Below are 15,525 nucleotides of genomic sequence, written 5' to 3'. Positions count from 1 at the left end.
TTGTCGCAGCGGCGCTGGCGTTCGTCTCGGGTACCGCCGGCTTGATCTACCAGGTGATCTGGATCAAGCAGCTCTCGCTTGTCGTCGGCGCTGATGTCTACGCCATCACGACCGCCGTGAGTGCCTTCTTTACCGGCCTGGCGTTGGGCGGCCTGATCTTCGGTGGAAGGGCCGACCGGGCCAGCCAGCCGGCGAAAGTCTACATCGCGATCGAGATCGGCATCGGCATAACCGGCGTCGCCACCACATTGATCCTGGCGAATATTGCGCCGGTCTTCGTGGCGATCGAGAGCGCGAGCGGTTTGCTTGCATGGGCCATGGTGTTCGTTCTGGTCGGCATCGCCCCGCTTCTGATGGGTGGGACGCTACCGGTCCTTGTGCGTGCGGTGCTGCATAACTCTCGCGATGCCGGCCGCATCGGCGGCCGGCTATACGCCGCCAACACGGCCGGCGCGATTCTTGGCGCTCTGCTGCCGATGTTTGTCCTCATTCCGCTGTTCGGAGTGCAGGGGACTTCGATCGCGGCGGCGACACTCAATGCCCTCGCGGCGGCGGGGGCGACGGTGCTCGGCCGGAATCCCCTGGCGTCGGCGAGCATCAGGCCTGCCGGCCGCGCGGCGGCGCATCAACCGCGCCGGGTCGGATTGGCCGTCGCTCTCTATGCCGCCGCCGGCGCAATTGCCCTCGGCTATGAGGTCATCTGGTCCCAGTCTATCGTTCAGTTCATGAGTACGCGCAGTTTCGCGTTTTCCGTGGTGCTTGCGACGTACCTCGCGGGACTTGCGGCGGGCGCCGCGATCGTTGTGCGCGTGATCGACCGGATCCGCGATCCCTGGAGTGTCTTTGGCCTTCTGATCGCCGCTGCCGGGTTCCTGGCCTTGATCGAGATCGCGGCACTTGGCCATTGGCTCGTGGTCGCACAGACGGCGACCGAGGCGTTCGTGCTCCGCCTTACCGAAAACCAGTTCGCCGGCATGTGCGCCCGCTTCGCGGTGGCAGCGTTCTGTATCGTATTCCTGCCGACCTTGCTGCTCGGGGCGGCCTTTCCGGTGGCGCTGCGTCTGGTGGTGCGGGATGCGCACATCGGGCAGGACGTTGGCGCGGTCGTGGCGGTCAATACGCTGGGCGGTGTGGGGGGCGCGCTTCTCACCGGCTTCGTGCTTCTGCCCTGGCTTGGGCTTGTCCACACCCTGGCATTGCTCGCAATCGGCGCCGGCCTCCTGGGTGTCATTGCCTGCTGGGGCGGTCGCTCGAGCCGCACCGGTCTTGGACTGGCATTTGCGGTCGGCGCAGCCTGCATCATCGCTGCGGTCGTCACGCCGTCCGACCGATTTGCCCAATTGCTGCCGGCAGCGCGGTCGGGAAAAATCATGTTCTATGAGGAGAGCCCGGGTGGGACGGTTGCGGTGGTCAACACCGGGCGCTTCCGCCGGCTCTATATCCAGGGCGTATCCAACTCCGGCGATGCGATGCCGTTGTTGCGATACATGCGGCTCCAGGCGCTGTTGCCTCTCATCATTCACAATGGCGAGCCGAAATCAGCCTTGGTGATCGGCTACGGCACGGGCATTACGGCCGGCGCTCTCTCGCAATTCCCTGCTCTCGACAGGAGGGTGGTGGGTGAACTGCTCCCGGCGGTCCTTCGTGCGGCTCCGATATTCGACGGCACCTTCAACGCCGCGTCCGACCCGGGATTGCAGAAGCGCTTGGGCGACGGCCGTCGCCTCCTGCAGCGCGAGAGCCAGACCTACGACCTGATCACGCTGGAGCCGCCGCCGCCATCGGCGGTGGGCGTCGTCAATCTCTATTCTCGCGATTTTTATCGCTTGGCATCGTCGCGGCTGAACGACGACGGGATCGTCGCGCAGTGGTTGCCGCTGCCAACACAGAACGATGAGGACACGCGCTCACTGGTTCGTAGCTTCATCGATGTGTTTCCGTACGCGTCTCTGTGGACATCGGAGCTGCATGAGATGTTGCTTGTCGGGTCGCATCGTCCGATTCAGTTGGATGCGGAGCGCATCAGCGCGAGATTCCACCAGCCCGAGACGTCTGCGGCGCTTTCCGCGGTCGGCGTCAATTCGGTCGCGGCGCTGATCGCAACCTGGATCACCGACCGCGACGGGCTCGTGCGCTACGCGGCGGACGCGCCGGCAGTGACGGACGACAGGCCGCGGATCGAATACGCGACATGGGTGCGTCCCGACGAGTTCAGCCGAACGATTTCGCACATCTGGCAGTACCGAAGCGAGCCGCCGCTCAAGGGAGCAGACGAGCAATTCACCACTTCGCTGCTGAGCGAAAGGCGAGATCTTGATGCGTTCTATCGTGCCGGCCTCAGCGCCTATGCGGGCAACCGGCAAGCCTACGCGCGCGAGATGGCGAGCCTCAGCCAAGCGGCGAGACGAAACCCCTATTACAGGTGGTTTACGGGGTCCAAGGAGCCGTAGTGCAATGTCAGATCACGCCGCAACACCGTTAGCGGCCGCCCCGGCGCGGCGAACTGCCAAGGACTCCGCGGCCCGCGACGCCGTGCTCGATCTCAAGGCGCGCATCGGCAGATCGGTGCTCGGGCAGGATCATCTGGTCGAGAGCATGCTGATCGGCTTGCTGGCCAACGGCAATCTCCTGATCGAAAGCCTGCCGGGGCTTGCCAAGACACGCGCGGTGAAGACGCTGGCGAAGAATCTTGCCGCGGACCTGTCGCGCGTGCAGTTCACGCCGGACCTGCTGCCGTCGGACGTGACCGGCGCGGAAATCTACCTGCAGACCGAGAAGGGCGGCCAGTTCCAATTCCAGAAGGGGCCGATCTTCGCCAACCTCGTGCTCGCGGACGAGATCAACCGCGCGCCGGCCAAGGTGCAGTCGGCGCTGCTGGAAGCGATGGAGGAACGTCAGGTCACCGTTGCCGGCAAGACCTACAAGATGCCCGACCTGTTCATGGTGCTCGCGACCGAGAATCCGATCGAGCAGGAAGGCACCTATCCGCTTCCCGAGGCGCAGCTCGACCGTTTCCTGATGCATGTCGTGATCACCTATCCCGACGAGGCGACCGAAGGCGAGATCATCAAGCTCAATCGCGCCGAGAATGCGCAGAAACCGCAAGCCGGCTCCGCCCCGCCGCCGGCGGTGCCGCAGCAGGCGATCCTCGATGCGCGCGGCGAGCTCGACGGCATCTTCGTCTCCGACCTCGCACAGAAATATATCGTCGACCTGATCTACGCGACGCGGTTTCCCGGCCGTTACGGCGAACCCTTGGGCAAATGGATCCAGATCGGCGCCAGCCCGCGCGGCAGCCTTGCCATCGACCGCTGCGCGCGGGCGCGGGCATGGCTCGACGGGCAGGACTTCGTCACGCCTGACCACATCCGCGCCGTCATCCACGACTGCCTGCGGCACCGGTTGATCCTGAGCTACGAGGCCGTGTCGCAGGGCATCAGCCCCGACCAGGTAATCGACAAGATCACCGAGCTTGTCGCTGCAGCGTGAGGGCCGTGATGACGGAGACATCAGCCAGAATGCCCGGTGTCTACGTCAGTCTCGACGATCTGATCGCGCTCGAATTCAGGGATCGCAGGGTTTCGTTCCTGCCGCGCCAGCCGGTACATAGTCTGCTGTCGGGCCGGTTCGCCTCGCGCATGCGTGGCCGCGGGCTGAACTTCGAGGAGATCAGGGACTATCGCCCGGGCGACGATGTCCGGGAGATCGACTGGAAGGTCACGGCGCGGCTGCAGAAGCCGCATGTGCGCGTCTTCAACGAGGAGCGCGACCGTCAGGCCCTGCTCGTGGTCGATCAGCGGCTGTCGATGTTCTTCGGCAGCCGGCGCGCCATGAAGTCGGTCACCGCAGCCGAGACCGCCGCGATCGGCGCCTGGCGTGTGCTCGGCGTCGGCGACCGGGTCGGCGCCATCGTGTTCAATGACAGCGATGTCGTCGAGCTGGCGGCGCGGCGCAGTCGCGCGACGGTGTTGCAGATATTGTCCACCATCGTCGCGCAGAACCAGGCGCTCGGCGTCGGCCGCGGCATCGTCCCGGCGTCAGGCATGCTCAACCGGGCGCTCGAACATGCCGAGCGGCGGACGATGCATGACGCCACGGTGATCCTGATCAGCGATTTCGATGGCGCGGATACCGCAACGCGCCGGATGATCGGGACGATCGCCCGGCATAACAACGTGGTCGCGGTGCTGGTCCACGATCCCTTGCAAAGCGATTTGCCGGCCTCGAGCCGGATGACCGTCACCGATGGCGAGCTGCAGATCCAGCTCGAAGTCGGCCGCGAGAGTATCCGCAAAAGTATCGCGCAGGCGTCGCAGGAGCGGCTGCGCGGCGTATTCGCGTGGACGCGCGAGCTTGGCATTCCGGTGCTGCCGCTGAGCACAGCCGAGGAAACGGCGCCGCAACTCCGGCGTCTCCTGGGCGGGCTGCCGGCCCGGCACGGACGCGGTGGCGGTCACGCCAGAGCGGAGGCGGCTCTTGGCTGACACCCGACCTGTCATTGTGGATCCCGTCGCGGGCCTGATCGATATCCCGCTGCCACCGTCGGTGAGCCTGCTTCCGGCGACCTGGGCGTCGCGGATCGTGATCGTGCTGGTCGCCGCGGGGGTCGCCGTTGCGGCGTGGCGCCTGCTGCGGCGTTTCCGCGCCAACCGCTATCGGCGCGCGGCGCTCGCGGAGCTCGACCGGCTGCTGCAGACACAACGCGGCGCCCCGGAGGGAATGGCCGCGAGCCTCGCGCTGCTCGTGCGGCAGACTGCGCTCGATGCCTTTCCGCGCGAAACCATCGCGCCACTTGCCGGCGCGGGCTGGCTTGCGTTCCTCGACCGCAGCTATGGCGGGGACGAATTCTCGCAAGGCGCGGGACGGCTGCTCGCGACCGCGCCGTACGGGCGGACGACGGCGGATGCCGGCGATCTAACGGCGCTGCAGGATCTGGTGCGGCGCTGGATCAGGGGGCACCATGTTTGAGTTCGCATGGCCCTGGATGCTCGCGCTCCTGCCGCTGCCGATCCTCGTGTGGTGGCTGTTGCCGCCGTATCGCGCGCGGCAGGCCTCGGTGATGGTGCCGTTCTTCGACCGCCTTGCGGCGGCAACCGGACAGACCCCGCAGCGCGGCGCCGTCGTGCTGCAGCGCCGGCGCATCCAGATGGTGACGGCCGCATTGATCTGGGCGCTCGTCGTCGCGGCGCTGGCGCGGCCGCAATGGGTCGGCGACCCCGTCACGCGCGAGGTTTCGGCGCGCGATCTCATGCTCGCGATCGACATCTCCGGCTCGATGGACCAGCGCGATTTCCGAGGTAGCGACGGCGCGATGCTGACGCGGCTCGACGGCGTCAAGCGCGTGGTCGCGGATTTCATCGCGCACCGGAACGGCGACCGCGTCGCGCTGGTGCTGTTCGGCACCAGGCCCTATGTGCAGGTGCCGTTCACACAGGATCTGCAGACCGCGACCGCGCTGCTGGTACAGACCGAGGTCGGCATGGCCGGACAGCAGACCGCGATCGGCGACACCATCGGGCTTGCGATCAAGACCTTCGAGACAAGCAAGGCGCGCGAGAAGCTTCTCGTCCTGCTCACCGATGGCAACGATACGGCGAGCCGCGTCCCTCCCGAGCATGCCGCCGACATCGCGCACCAGAATGGCGTCGTGATCGACACGATCGGCGTCGGTGATCCGGCCGCGACCGGCGAGAACCGCGTCGATCTCGGCGTCCTGCGGTCGGTCGCCGCCACGACGGGCGGCCATTTCTACCGTGCCGAGGACGGTGCGCAGTTGCAGGCGATCTACGCGGACATCGACCGTCTCGCGCCGGCCAAGCTCGATACACTGTCTTGGCGCCCGAAGCAGCCGCTGTTCCAGTGGCCGCTCGGCGCCGCCGTGGTGCTGTCGCTGCTGCTGTGGCTCGGCCTTTCGCTGGAAAGCGGGCTGGGACGAAGGGGAGCGCCCGGCCATGCATGACGCGGCCGCCATCCCGTTCCATCTGCTGCGGCCGCTGTGGCTGCTCGCGCTGATTCCTGTCGCTGCCGTCTTCGCGTGGGTGCGGTGGCGACAGAGCCCGCTAGCGCAATGGGGCGGGGTGATCGCGCCGCATCTGCTCAACCATCTCATCGTGCAACCGGGGACGGGACGCGGCGTCAGCCCGCTTTATCTGGTCGCCGCCGCGATGTCGCTCGGCATCGTCGCGTCGTCGGGCCCGACCTGGCGGCGTGAGCTGCCGCCCTTCGTCGAGGACAAGGCGCCGCTGATGATCGCGCTGTCGCTTGATGCAACGATGGGGCAGAGCGACGTCGCGCCGACGCGGCTCGAACGCGCCAAACAGAAGATCAGGGATCTGCTCGCGGCGCGCGCCGGCGCGCGCACGGGGCTGATCGCCTATGCGGGCAGCGCGCATTTGGTGATGCCGCTGACCGACGATCGAGCCGTCATCGAACCCTTCCTTGCCGCGCTTGCCCCGGGCCTGATGCCGTCGCCCGGAAAGAACGCCGTCGCGGCCGCGGCGCTCGCTGCGGAGGCGCTCGCGGCCGAAACGGTGCCTGGCACGATCCTGCTCGTCGCCGACGATCCCGGTGACGCGGAAGGCGCGGTTCGTCAGGCTGCCGGACGGAACGGCCTGGTCAAGCTGAGCGTCACGCCGAGCAAGGCCGAAAGGTTCGCGCTCGGTTCGGACGTCGTCCAGGTCAGCATCGATGGCGCCGACATCGCGGCGCTCGAGCGCCGGATCGAAACCCGCTATCAGGCCGCGCAGGGTGACGCGTTCGGTACGCAATGGCGCGACGAGGGCTTTTGGCTGCTGCTGCCGATTGCCCTGCTCAGCCTGCTCTGGTTCCGGCGCGGCACCACGGTGGCCTGGGTTGTCGCTTTCGTCTGCCTGTCGCACGTGTCGTCCGCGAGGGCGGAGGAGCCGCGCCGTTTTGCCGACCTGTGGCTGACGCCGGACCAGCAAGGACGCATCGCCTTCGATCGCGGCGACTATCCGACCGCGGCCAAGCGCTTCTCCGATCCGATGTGGCGCGGCATCGCCGCCTATCGTGCGTTCGACTTCCTGACTGCCGCGCAGGAATTCGCCCATGTCGATACGCTCGAGGGACACTTCGCGCTCGGCAACGCCCAGGCGCAGAACCACGCCTATGAGAAGGCGATCGCCGCCTATGATGAGGTCCTGAAGATCGCGCCCGGCCATGTCGCCGCGAAGACCAACCGTGCCATCGTGGTGGCGGCGCTGCAGGCGAAGGAAGAAAAGCGAAGGAAGCAGGAGCAGGATGACAGCGCGCCGCCGGACATGAAGGCCGACGAGACGCGTGTCGATCCGAACCAGAAGGGCGGCAAGAAGATCCAGGTGACGCCACAGGATCTGACCACCGCCGGCGCCGCCGAAGCCTGGATGCGTCAGGTCCAGACCACGCCGGCCGACTTCCTCAAGCTGAAATTTGCGATTCAGGACGCGGCGCGGCCGGCGGGGGCGAAGCCATGAGGCAGCCGCTCGCCGCCGCAGCCCTGATGCTCGGACTGCTCATGCCCTGCGCAGCACTCGCGCAGCAAAGCGCGCCGGAGCCGATCCTGCGGGTGACGATCGATCCGCCGCGCGTCGTGGTGGGGCAGGCGGCCGCGCTGCGGATCGACGTGCTGGCGCCGAACTACATGACGGCGCCGCCCGAGCTGCCCGACTTCCAGGTCCGCAACGCCGTGACCCGTCAGTTGCGGAGCATCAACGAGAACGAGCAGCGGGACGGCGTCACCTATGCCGGCGTCCGGTTCGAATTTGCCATCCATCCGCAGGAGCCGGGCAGCTACGCGATCGCCGGCCAGGCGATCACCATCAAATACGCCGCCGAGCCGCCGGCGACGCGCGAGGCCACGCTTGCGCTGCCGCCGATCGCATTTGAGGCCTTCATCCCGGACGCGGCCTCCGCCCTGCAGCCGTTCCTGGCCGCGCGCAATCTATCGATCGAGCAGACCGTCAACCGTTCGTCGGATCAGCTCAAGACCGGCGATGCCGTGACGCGGACCGTCACCATCAAGGCCGAGGGCATTCCGGCGATGCTGCTGCCGCCGGTGAAGTTCACCGCGTTCGACGGGCTCAAGCTCTACCCCGCGCAGCCGTCGCTCCAGGACAAGACAGACGGGCGCACCGATGTGCTGTCCTCGGCGCGCACCGACAGCGGCGTCTACATGCTCGAGAAGGCCGGTGACTATGTGCTGCCGCCGATCGACCTGCGCTGGTGGAACATCGACGCGCAACGCATCGATGTGGCGCATCTCGACCCGGTGACGCTGCAGGTGGAGGCGAACCCCGCAGCCGGCGCCGCGTCGTCAATCGGCACCTCCGGCCCGCACCGGTCATGGGGCGCGCTGCGCGATGTCGTCGCCGATCACTGGAAGTCGACCGCGGCCGTGCTGCTGGCGCTTGCCGGGCTCGGCTGGCTGACGCCGCGGATGGTGCGGACGATAGCGGCACGTCTTCGCCGGCATCGCGAGGCCTATCGGCGCTCGGAACCGTTCGCCTTCAGGGAGCTGCGGCGTGCCGCGCGCCATGGCGACGCCAAGGCGGTCTACTTCGCGCTGCTCGACTGGCTGCAGCGGTTCGAGCCGGTCGCGCCGCAGCATACGGTCGAGGCGTTCAAGGCCGCCGCGCATGATGCCGCGCTCGATGACGAGATCGGCGCGGTCGAGCGCGAGCTGTTCGCGCCGTCTGCCGGCGCGGCGCGCTGGTCACCGCACCGGCTGCTGCGCCAGGTCGGCGGCGCCCGACGCAATCTGCGTCGGCGCGCGAGACGCCGCGAAGACACGCGCCTACTTCAGAACCTGAATCCGGTCGGGCTTTCCTCCACCACGTCCTTTGGTCGACCAAAGCCCGCCAGATGAACGAAGCACATTGAGACCGATCGAGCAGAACGCATGATTCGTAATCACCGGAGCGAGCAACCCCAGAGTAACTCAGGAGTATCGAATGAGTGAGACGAAGAAACATGACGCCGGCGCCGATTCCACTTGCGGTGCCTCGAACATTGATCGCCGGGCCGTGCTGCTCGGCACATCGTCGCTTGCTGCCACCGCGGCGTTGACGTCACAGGCTCTCGCGCAAGCCCAGAAAGCCGCGCCAGCCGCGGCGCCGGCCGGCGGCGGCAAGCCGAATATCCTCGTCATCTTCGGCGACGACATCGGTGTTCCACAGATCAGCGCCTACACCATGGGCTTGATGGGATACCGCACGCCCAACATCGACCGGATCGCCCAGGAAGGAGCCATCTTCACTGATGCTTACGGTCAACAGAGCTGCACGGCGGGACGCGCGTCGTTCATCCTGGGGCAGGAGCCGTTCCGCACCGGCCTTCTGACCATCGGTATGCCTGGGGACCCTCATGGTATTCAGGATTGGATGCCGACCATTGCCGACGCCCTCAAAACGCAGGGCTATGCCACGGGACAGTTCGGCAAGAACCACCTTGGCGATCGCGATGAACATCTGCCGACCAAGCACGGCTTCGACGAGTTCTTCGGCAATCTCTATCACCTCAATGCCGAAGAGGAGCCGGAAGGTTACTTCTATCCAAAGGATCCGGCTTTCCGGAGGCAATACGGACCGCGCGGGGTCATCAAATCCACGGCCGATGGAAAGATCGAGGACACAGGTCCCTTGAACATCGCGCGCATGCCGACAGTCGACGAGGAGTTCCTTGGGGCGGCCAAGGATTTCATCGGCCGCCAGGCCAGGGCCAAACGACCATTCTTCTGCTGGTTCAACAGCACGCGCATGCACGTCTTCACGCATCTCAAGGCATCGTCGCTAGGCAAGACCGGCAAAGGCATTCACGCAGACGGCATGGTGGAGCACGACGCCATGGTCGGCGAGTTGCTCAAGCAGCTCGACGAACTCGGGATCACCGAGAACACCATCGTGGTCTACACCACGGACAATGGCGCCGAAATCGCGCTTTGGCCCGACGGTGCGATGACCATGTTCCATGGCGAAAAAGGGACGACATGGGAAGGCGGCTTCCGCATCCCGATGATGGTGCGATGGCCGGGTGTGGTCAAACCCGGCACTCAGTACAACGACGTCATCTCACTGATGGATTGGTTTCCGACGTTGTTGGCGGCTGCAGGTGTGCCCGACATCAAGGAAAAGATGAAGACCGGCTTTGCCGGTGCGGGAGGGAAGACCTTCAAGGTCCACCTCGATGGCTACAATTTCCTGCCCTACTTCAAAGGCGAGGAGAAGCAGGGGCCTCGCGACGCGATCTACTATTTCGACCAGGGCGGGAATCTCAACGCCATCCGCTGGAACGACTGGAAGCTCAGCTTCGCGACCACCAAGGGTAACATCGCAACGGGGGTTCGCGAAACGTCGGCCTGGGCGTTGATCGCGAATCTGCGCATGGATCCGTACGAAAAGGGTCTCGAGGAAGGTGGCGGCGCTATCGAGTTCCTGGCGCGCAATATCTGGCTGCTCGTGCCTATCCAGGGAAAGGTCAAGGAGTTCTTCAGTGACTTCGATCAATTCCCGTATCAAACCGGCAGCTCGCTGAATGCGGGTGGTATCAACTATGCGTTGCTGCGGCAACAAGATGCGCTGAAGCGGCTCAATGACCTGGAACGGATGAAGCCACAGTGAGGCGGAGACGAAGCAACGGGTAAGAGGAAGGACAAGTGCGATGATGGTTCGGTTCGCCGCTGTGCTGCTTGCGTATCTTGCATCCATCTCCGTTGCGATGGCGCAGCCGGCGGATCCCCTGCCATCCTGGAACGACGGCGCGGCGAAAACGGCGATCTCCGATTTCGTCGCGCGCGTCACGGCGCAAGGCGGACGGGACTTCGTGCCGCCCGCCGAGCGCATCGCGACGTTCGACAATGACGGCACGCTGTGGACCGAGCAGCCGTTCTACTTCCAGCTCGCCTTCGCGTTCGACCGCGTCAAGGCGATGGCGCCGGAGCATCCGGACTGGAAAACGCGGCAACCCTTCAAGGCGCTTCTCGAGAAGGACAGCAAGGCGCTGGCCGCGAGCGGCGAGAAGGGCCTCTTGCAGATCGTGATGGCGACGCATGCCGGCATGACCACCGATGCGTTCGCAAATCTGGTGCGCGACTGGCTCGCGACCGCCAGGCATCCGCGCTTCAACCGGCCGTACGACAGTCTGGTCTATCAGCCGATGCTGGAGCTACTGGCCTATCTCAGGGCCAACGGCTTCAAGACCTTTGTCGTCTCCGGTGGCGGGGTCGAATTCATGCGGCCATGGATGGAGCGGGTCTACGGCATCCCGCCGGAGCAGGTGGTCGGCTCGTCCGGCGTGGTGAAATTCCAGATCGGCGCCGACGGCAAGCCGGTGCTGATGAAGGAAGCCAAGGTCGAGTTCATCGATGACGGCCCGGGCAAGCCGGTCGGCATCAACCGGTTCATCGGCCGCCGTCCGATCTTCGCGTTCGGCAACTCGGATGGTGATCTGCAAATGCTGCAATGGACCACAGCAGGATCGGGCGCGCGCTTCGCCGGCATCGTGCATCACACGGACGAGGTTCGTGAATATGCCTACGACCGGCAATCGAAGGTCGGCAAGCTCGACAAGGCGCTCGATGCAGCCGCCGCGAGCGGCTGGACCGTCGTCGACATGAAGCGGGACTGGAAGGAGGTCTTTCCGTCCCTGACCGCGGCCGGCGCCGCGAAGGAGGTGAAGCCATGAGCGGCTACGACGTCTTCGCCTGGATCGTGCTCGTCATCGTGGTTGCCAGCGCGATCGGCGTGTTCTGCATCGCGGGCTGGCTGCCCGGGCATATCGCCAAAACCCGTGGTCATCCTTGGGCGCAGGCCGTCGCGGTGGCCGGCTGGATCACGTTGATCTGCGGCTTCGCGCTCTGGCCGCTCGCCTTCATCTGGGCCTATGTCGACGTGCCGGCGCCGCGCCGATCGGGAGATGCGTGATGGCTGTCGCGATCATCAACATTTATCTCGTGCTGCTGTTCCTTCTGGTGCACTTCAAGATCGTGCCGTTCAACATGTTCTGGAAGCTTTCGCCGTTCCTGGTGATCGTGCTGACACTGTTCGGCCTGATGGTGCCGATGGGCTGGGGCGCGCCGCAGGGCTCCGCGCTGGTCGTGCGCAACGCGGTGTCGATCGTGCCCGACGTGGCGGGCGAGGTGACCGAGGTGCCCGTCGTCGCCAACGCGCCGCTGAAGGCCGGCGACGTTCTGTTCAAGATCGATCCGACGCCCTACGACGCGCAAGTCAAGGCGATCACGGCGCAGCTCAAGCTGTCGAAGACACGGCTTGCGCAGATGACGACGCTCTATGAGCGCGATGCGGGGCGTGGCTTCGACGTCGAGCAGCGGCAGTCCGAGGTCGACCAGCTCAGCGGCCAGCTCGAGGCCGCGCAGTGGAACAGCGACAAGACCGTGGTCCGCGCGCCGGCCGACGGCTACGTCACCAACGTTGCGCTGCGCAAGGGCGCGCGGGTGTCGAACTTGCCGTTGTCTCCGGTGATGGCGTTCATCGATACCTCGAACACGATCATCGGCGTCGAGATCAACCAGATCGATGCGCGCTACGTCGCGCCGGGGCAGGAGGTCGAGGTGACCTTCAAATTCGCGCCCGGGCAGATTTATTCGGGGAAGGTCGAAAGCGTGCTGCAGGCCGTGGCGACCGGACAGGCCACGACCTCGGGCACAGCCGTTGCGCCGAAGGCGATCGAGGCGGTACCCTTCGTGGTGCGCGTTAAGCTCGACGATGCCGCCTTCGCCGATCGATTGCCGGCGGGCGCGACCGGTACGGCCGCCATCTACACCGATCGCATGAAGCCGACCCACATCGTGCGTCGCGTGATCCTGCGCCAGCTCGCGATCGTCAATTATGTCAATCCGTTTTGAATGACGGAGATTGTCATGAAGCCATTGATCGCCGGAGGACTTGCGCTGATGGCGATCGCATCAACGCATGCCCAAACGCCGTCTAGCGACGATCTCAACCGCCGCATGATCGAGCGCCGCGCTGTCGAGGCCGTGATCTGGGGCATTTCCGCGGTCCATACCGATCTGATGCGGCATGAGATGCTGATCAGGACGCCGGGCAAGGTGGGGCAGGTGAACTATTGGGGGCGGCCGCTTGATTGGCACAACCAGACGCTGACGCCGAATCCGGACGCGCTGTACTTCATGACGTTCTTCGACACGAGGAATGGTCCGATCGTGCTCGATCTCCCGCCTGGCGATACGAACGGATCGTTCAACGGCAATATCGTCACGGTCTGGCAGATGCCGCTCGAGGATGCCGGCCTGCTCGGCGTCGACAAGGGTGCCGGCGGCAAGTTCCTGATTCTGCCGCCGGGCCACTACGACCCAAAGCCCGACGGCTACATGCTTCTGCGCTCCAACCTCAAGAGCCACGGCGATGCCAATGTTACGGTTGGAAATGGAGTGAAGCAGTGAAATTCAGATATCTGTTGACTGGTGTCCTTTGCCTCGCGGGCCAGAGCGCATCGCTCGCGCAATCGCCGGTCCCCGTCACGGTCGACACTTTTACCCGTGCCGAGTCCGATCTCTATATCGGTAATCTGTCCAAGGAGGGCGGCCTCGGAAAGCTCAACCATCGTCGCGAGCCGGCGCGCATCGACAACCAGACCGTCATCAGGCTCAACCGCGATACGCTCTATACATCAGGGGTGTTCGACCTCGAAGCCGGGCCGGTGACGATCACGATGCCGGACCCTGGCAAGCGCTATATGGCACTGCAGGTGATCAGCGAGGATCATTATGTGCCCGCGGTCTATTACGGTGCCGGCAAGCGTACGCTGACGCGCGAGAACGTCGGCACGCGCTATGTGGTGGTCGGGATTCGCACGCTGGTCGATCCGAACGATCCCAAGGACATCGCGCAGGTGCACGCGCTGCAGGATGCCATCAAGGTCAGCCAGAAAGGCACCGGCAAGCTCGAACTTCCGATTTGGGACCCCGCCAGCCAGAAAGCCATTCGCGAAGCGCTGCTTGCGCTGAATGATTACACCGGCGGCTTCGCCCATGCGTTCGGACCCAAGGGATACGTCGATCCTGTCAGGCATCTGATCGGCACGGCCGCCGGCTGGGGCGGCAATCCCGACAAGGACGCGACCTATCTGAGCATCACGCCTATGAAAAATGACGGCACGACGGTCTACAAGCTGACCGTCCGTGACGTTCCCGTCGACGCGTTCTGGTCGATCAGTGTCTACAACGCCAAGGGATATTTCGAAAAGAATCCCTATGACGCCTACACGCTGAACAACGTCACCGGCGTGAAGGGCCCTGACGGCTCCATCGCGGTTCAGTTCGGCGGCTGCGACGGCAAGATCCAAAACTGCCTGCCGATCACCAAGGGTTGGAACTACACCGTCCGGCTCTATCGGCCGCGTGCGGAAATCCTGAACGGCAAATGGAAGTTTCCGGAGGCGCAGGTGGCGAATTGACGGTTCGACGACAAACATCGTCGATGCGGAGTGAGACTCTGGATTAGTGGGCAGAAGGATGCCGTAGATGATCAGATCAGCGATTGCATTGATTGTCCTGGGACTGGGATTGATGCCGGGCCTGCCGGTTTCGGCGCAAAGCATCTCCGAGCAGCAGGCGTACGAGATCGCGCGCGACGCCTATGTCTTCGCCTATCCGATCGTCACCATGGACATCTCGATGCGTCAGTCGACCAATGTGCCCAACGCGAACACGGTCCCGTTGCGTGCCCCGATCAACCAGTTCGCACATGCGCGGACCTATCCGCGCGCCGAGGACAGGGATGTCGTGCGCTACAATTTCGACACGCTCTACTCGCCCGTGTGGCTCGATATTTCGCCGGAGCCGATCATCCTGTCGGTTCCCGATACGGGCGGACGCTACTATCTGCTGCCGATGCTCGACATGTGGACTGATGTGTTCAGTGTCGTGGGCTCGCGCACGACCGGAACCAGGGCGGGGAGTTTCGCCATCGTCGCGCCGGGCTGGAATGGGACGCTGCCCGAAGGCCTGACCAAGATCGTGGCGCCAACGCCGACCATCTGGATTCTTGGCCGCACGCAGACTAACGGTCCGGCCGACTACGATAACGTGCACAAGGTTCAGGACGGCTACAAGCTGACGCCGCTCAGCCAATGGGGCAAGGCCATTCCGCCCCAGGCCAACATGCCGACCGATCCGGCGATCGACAACAAGACACCGCCGCTTGTGCAGGTCAACAAGATGGACGGCGTCGCGGTGCTCGGGCGATTGGCCGAGCTGATGGCGAAACATCCACCGCACGCCAACGATTATCCGATCCTGTTCCGGATGCGGCAGATCGGTCTCGAGTTCCGGCAAGCCGTTCGACGCCGCGAAGCTCGACCCGGCGCTGGTCAAGACGATCAATGCCGCCGCCAAGGATGCGCTTGCGGATCTTGAGCAGTCCGGCAAGAGCGGCGCCGGCATCGGCCCGCAGGTAGGCTTCATCTTCCCGGTCGCCGACGGCTACCAGGGCTATCTGAACCTTCGTGGCTACAAGGATTTCGCCGCAGAGAACCGGCCGGAAGGGTGGACGG

14 protein-coding genes are annotated in these 15,525 nt (G+C 65.0%); all 14 read left to right on the top strand.

Annotated features, from left to right (window positions below):
* Window positions 1–41: 41 nt before the first annotated feature.
* Entirely contained in the window at window positions 42–2,450 is a 2,409-nt protein-coding gene (locus RX327_RS30095) for a fused MFS/spermidine synthase (RefSeq protein ID WP_317247959.1), read from the top strand.
* Window positions 2,451–2,454: 4 nt separating this feature from the next.
* On the top strand, window positions 2,455–3,489 hold the full coding sequence (locus RX327_RS30090) for an AAA family ATPase (RefSeq protein WP_244481827.1): 1,035 nt from the start codon (window positions 2,455–2,457) through the stop codon (window positions 3,487–3,489).
* Between the two features lie 8 nt (window positions 3,490–3,497).
* Complete coding sequence (locus tag RX327_RS30085) at window positions 3,498–4,484, top strand: DUF58 domain-containing protein (RefSeq protein WP_050383769.1); 987 nt, start codon at window positions 3,498–3,500, stop codon at window positions 4,482–4,484.
* Window positions 4,477–4,968: a DUF4381 domain-containing protein gene (locus tag RX327_RS30080; protein ID WP_063779891.1), complete on the top strand. Its 492-nt coding sequence runs from the start codon at window positions 4,477–4,479 to the stop codon at window positions 4,966–4,968. Before RX327_RS30085 ends, RX327_RS30080 begins: the two co-directional genes overlap by 8 nt.
* Window positions 4,961–5,959 (top strand): vWA domain-containing protein, encoded by a 999-nt coding sequence (locus RX327_RS30075; protein WP_050383721.1) that lies wholly within the window; start codon window positions 4,961–4,963, stop codon window positions 5,957–5,959. The genes RX327_RS30080 and RX327_RS30075 overlap by 8 nt, the downstream gene beginning before the upstream one ends.
* Complete coding sequence (locus RX327_RS30070) at window positions 5,952–7,472, top strand: VWA domain-containing protein (RefSeq protein ID WP_050383720.1); 1,521 nt, start codon at window positions 5,952–5,954, stop codon at window positions 7,470–7,472. Before RX327_RS30075 ends, RX327_RS30070 begins: the two co-directional genes overlap by 8 nt.
* Window positions 7,469–8,863: a BatD family protein gene (locus RX327_RS30065; protein ID WP_050383719.1), complete on the top strand. Its 1,395-nt coding sequence runs from the start codon at window positions 7,469–7,471 to the stop codon at window positions 8,861–8,863. The genes RX327_RS30070 and RX327_RS30065 overlap by 4 nt, the downstream gene beginning before the upstream one ends.
* A gap of 85 nt (window positions 8,864–8,948) precedes the next feature.
* Complete coding sequence (locus RX327_RS30060) at window positions 8,949–10,613, top strand: arylsulfatase (protein WP_050383718.1); 1,665 nt, start codon at window positions 8,949–8,951, stop codon at window positions 10,611–10,613.
* Between the two features lie 40 nt (window positions 10,614–10,653).
* Window positions 10,654–11,676: an HAD family hydrolase gene (locus RX327_RS30055; protein WP_050383717.1), complete on the top strand. Its 1,023-nt coding sequence runs from the start codon at window positions 10,654–10,656 to the stop codon at window positions 11,674–11,676.
* Complete coding sequence (locus tag RX327_RS30050) at window positions 11,673–11,915, top strand: DUF3302 domain-containing protein (protein WP_050383716.1); 243 nt, start codon at window positions 11,673–11,675, stop codon at window positions 11,913–11,915. Before RX327_RS30055 ends, RX327_RS30050 begins: the two co-directional genes overlap by 4 nt.
* Window positions 11,915–12,856: an HlyD family secretion protein gene (locus RX327_RS30045; RefSeq protein WP_050383715.1), complete on the top strand. Its 942-nt coding sequence runs from the start codon at window positions 11,915–11,917 to the stop codon at window positions 12,854–12,856. Before RX327_RS30050 ends, RX327_RS30045 begins: the two co-directional genes overlap by 1 nt.
* Window positions 12,857–12,871: 15 nt before the next feature.
* Complete coding sequence (locus RX327_RS30040) at window positions 12,872–13,414, top strand: DUF1254 domain-containing protein (protein ID WP_082190505.1); 543 nt, start codon at window positions 12,872–12,874, stop codon at window positions 13,412–13,414.
* A complete protein-coding gene (locus tag RX327_RS30035) occupies window positions 13,411–14,427 on the top strand; it encodes a DUF1254 domain-containing protein (RefSeq protein ID WP_082190500.1) in 1,017 nt (338 codons plus the stop codon). The genes RX327_RS30040 and RX327_RS30035 overlap by 4 nt, the downstream gene beginning before the upstream one ends.
* A 67-nt stretch (window positions 14,428–14,494) precedes the next feature.
* The gene (locus tag RX327_RS30030; protein WP_317247958.1) at window positions 14,495–15,388 is read left to right on the top strand and encodes a DUF1254 domain-containing protein; all 894 of its coding nucleotides are present in this window, start codon (window positions 14,495–14,497) and stop codon (window positions 15,386–15,388) included.
* Window positions 15,389–15,525: the final 137 nt, after the last annotated feature.

This window comes from Bradyrhizobium sp. BEA-2-5, assembly GCF_032918025.1.
Lineage (GTDB): Bacteria > Pseudomonadota > Alphaproteobacteria > Rhizobiales > Xanthobacteraceae > Bradyrhizobium > Bradyrhizobium pachyrhizi.
Note: the sequence above shows the minus strand (reverse complement) of the source record. Positions and strands in the feature narration are given on the sequence as shown.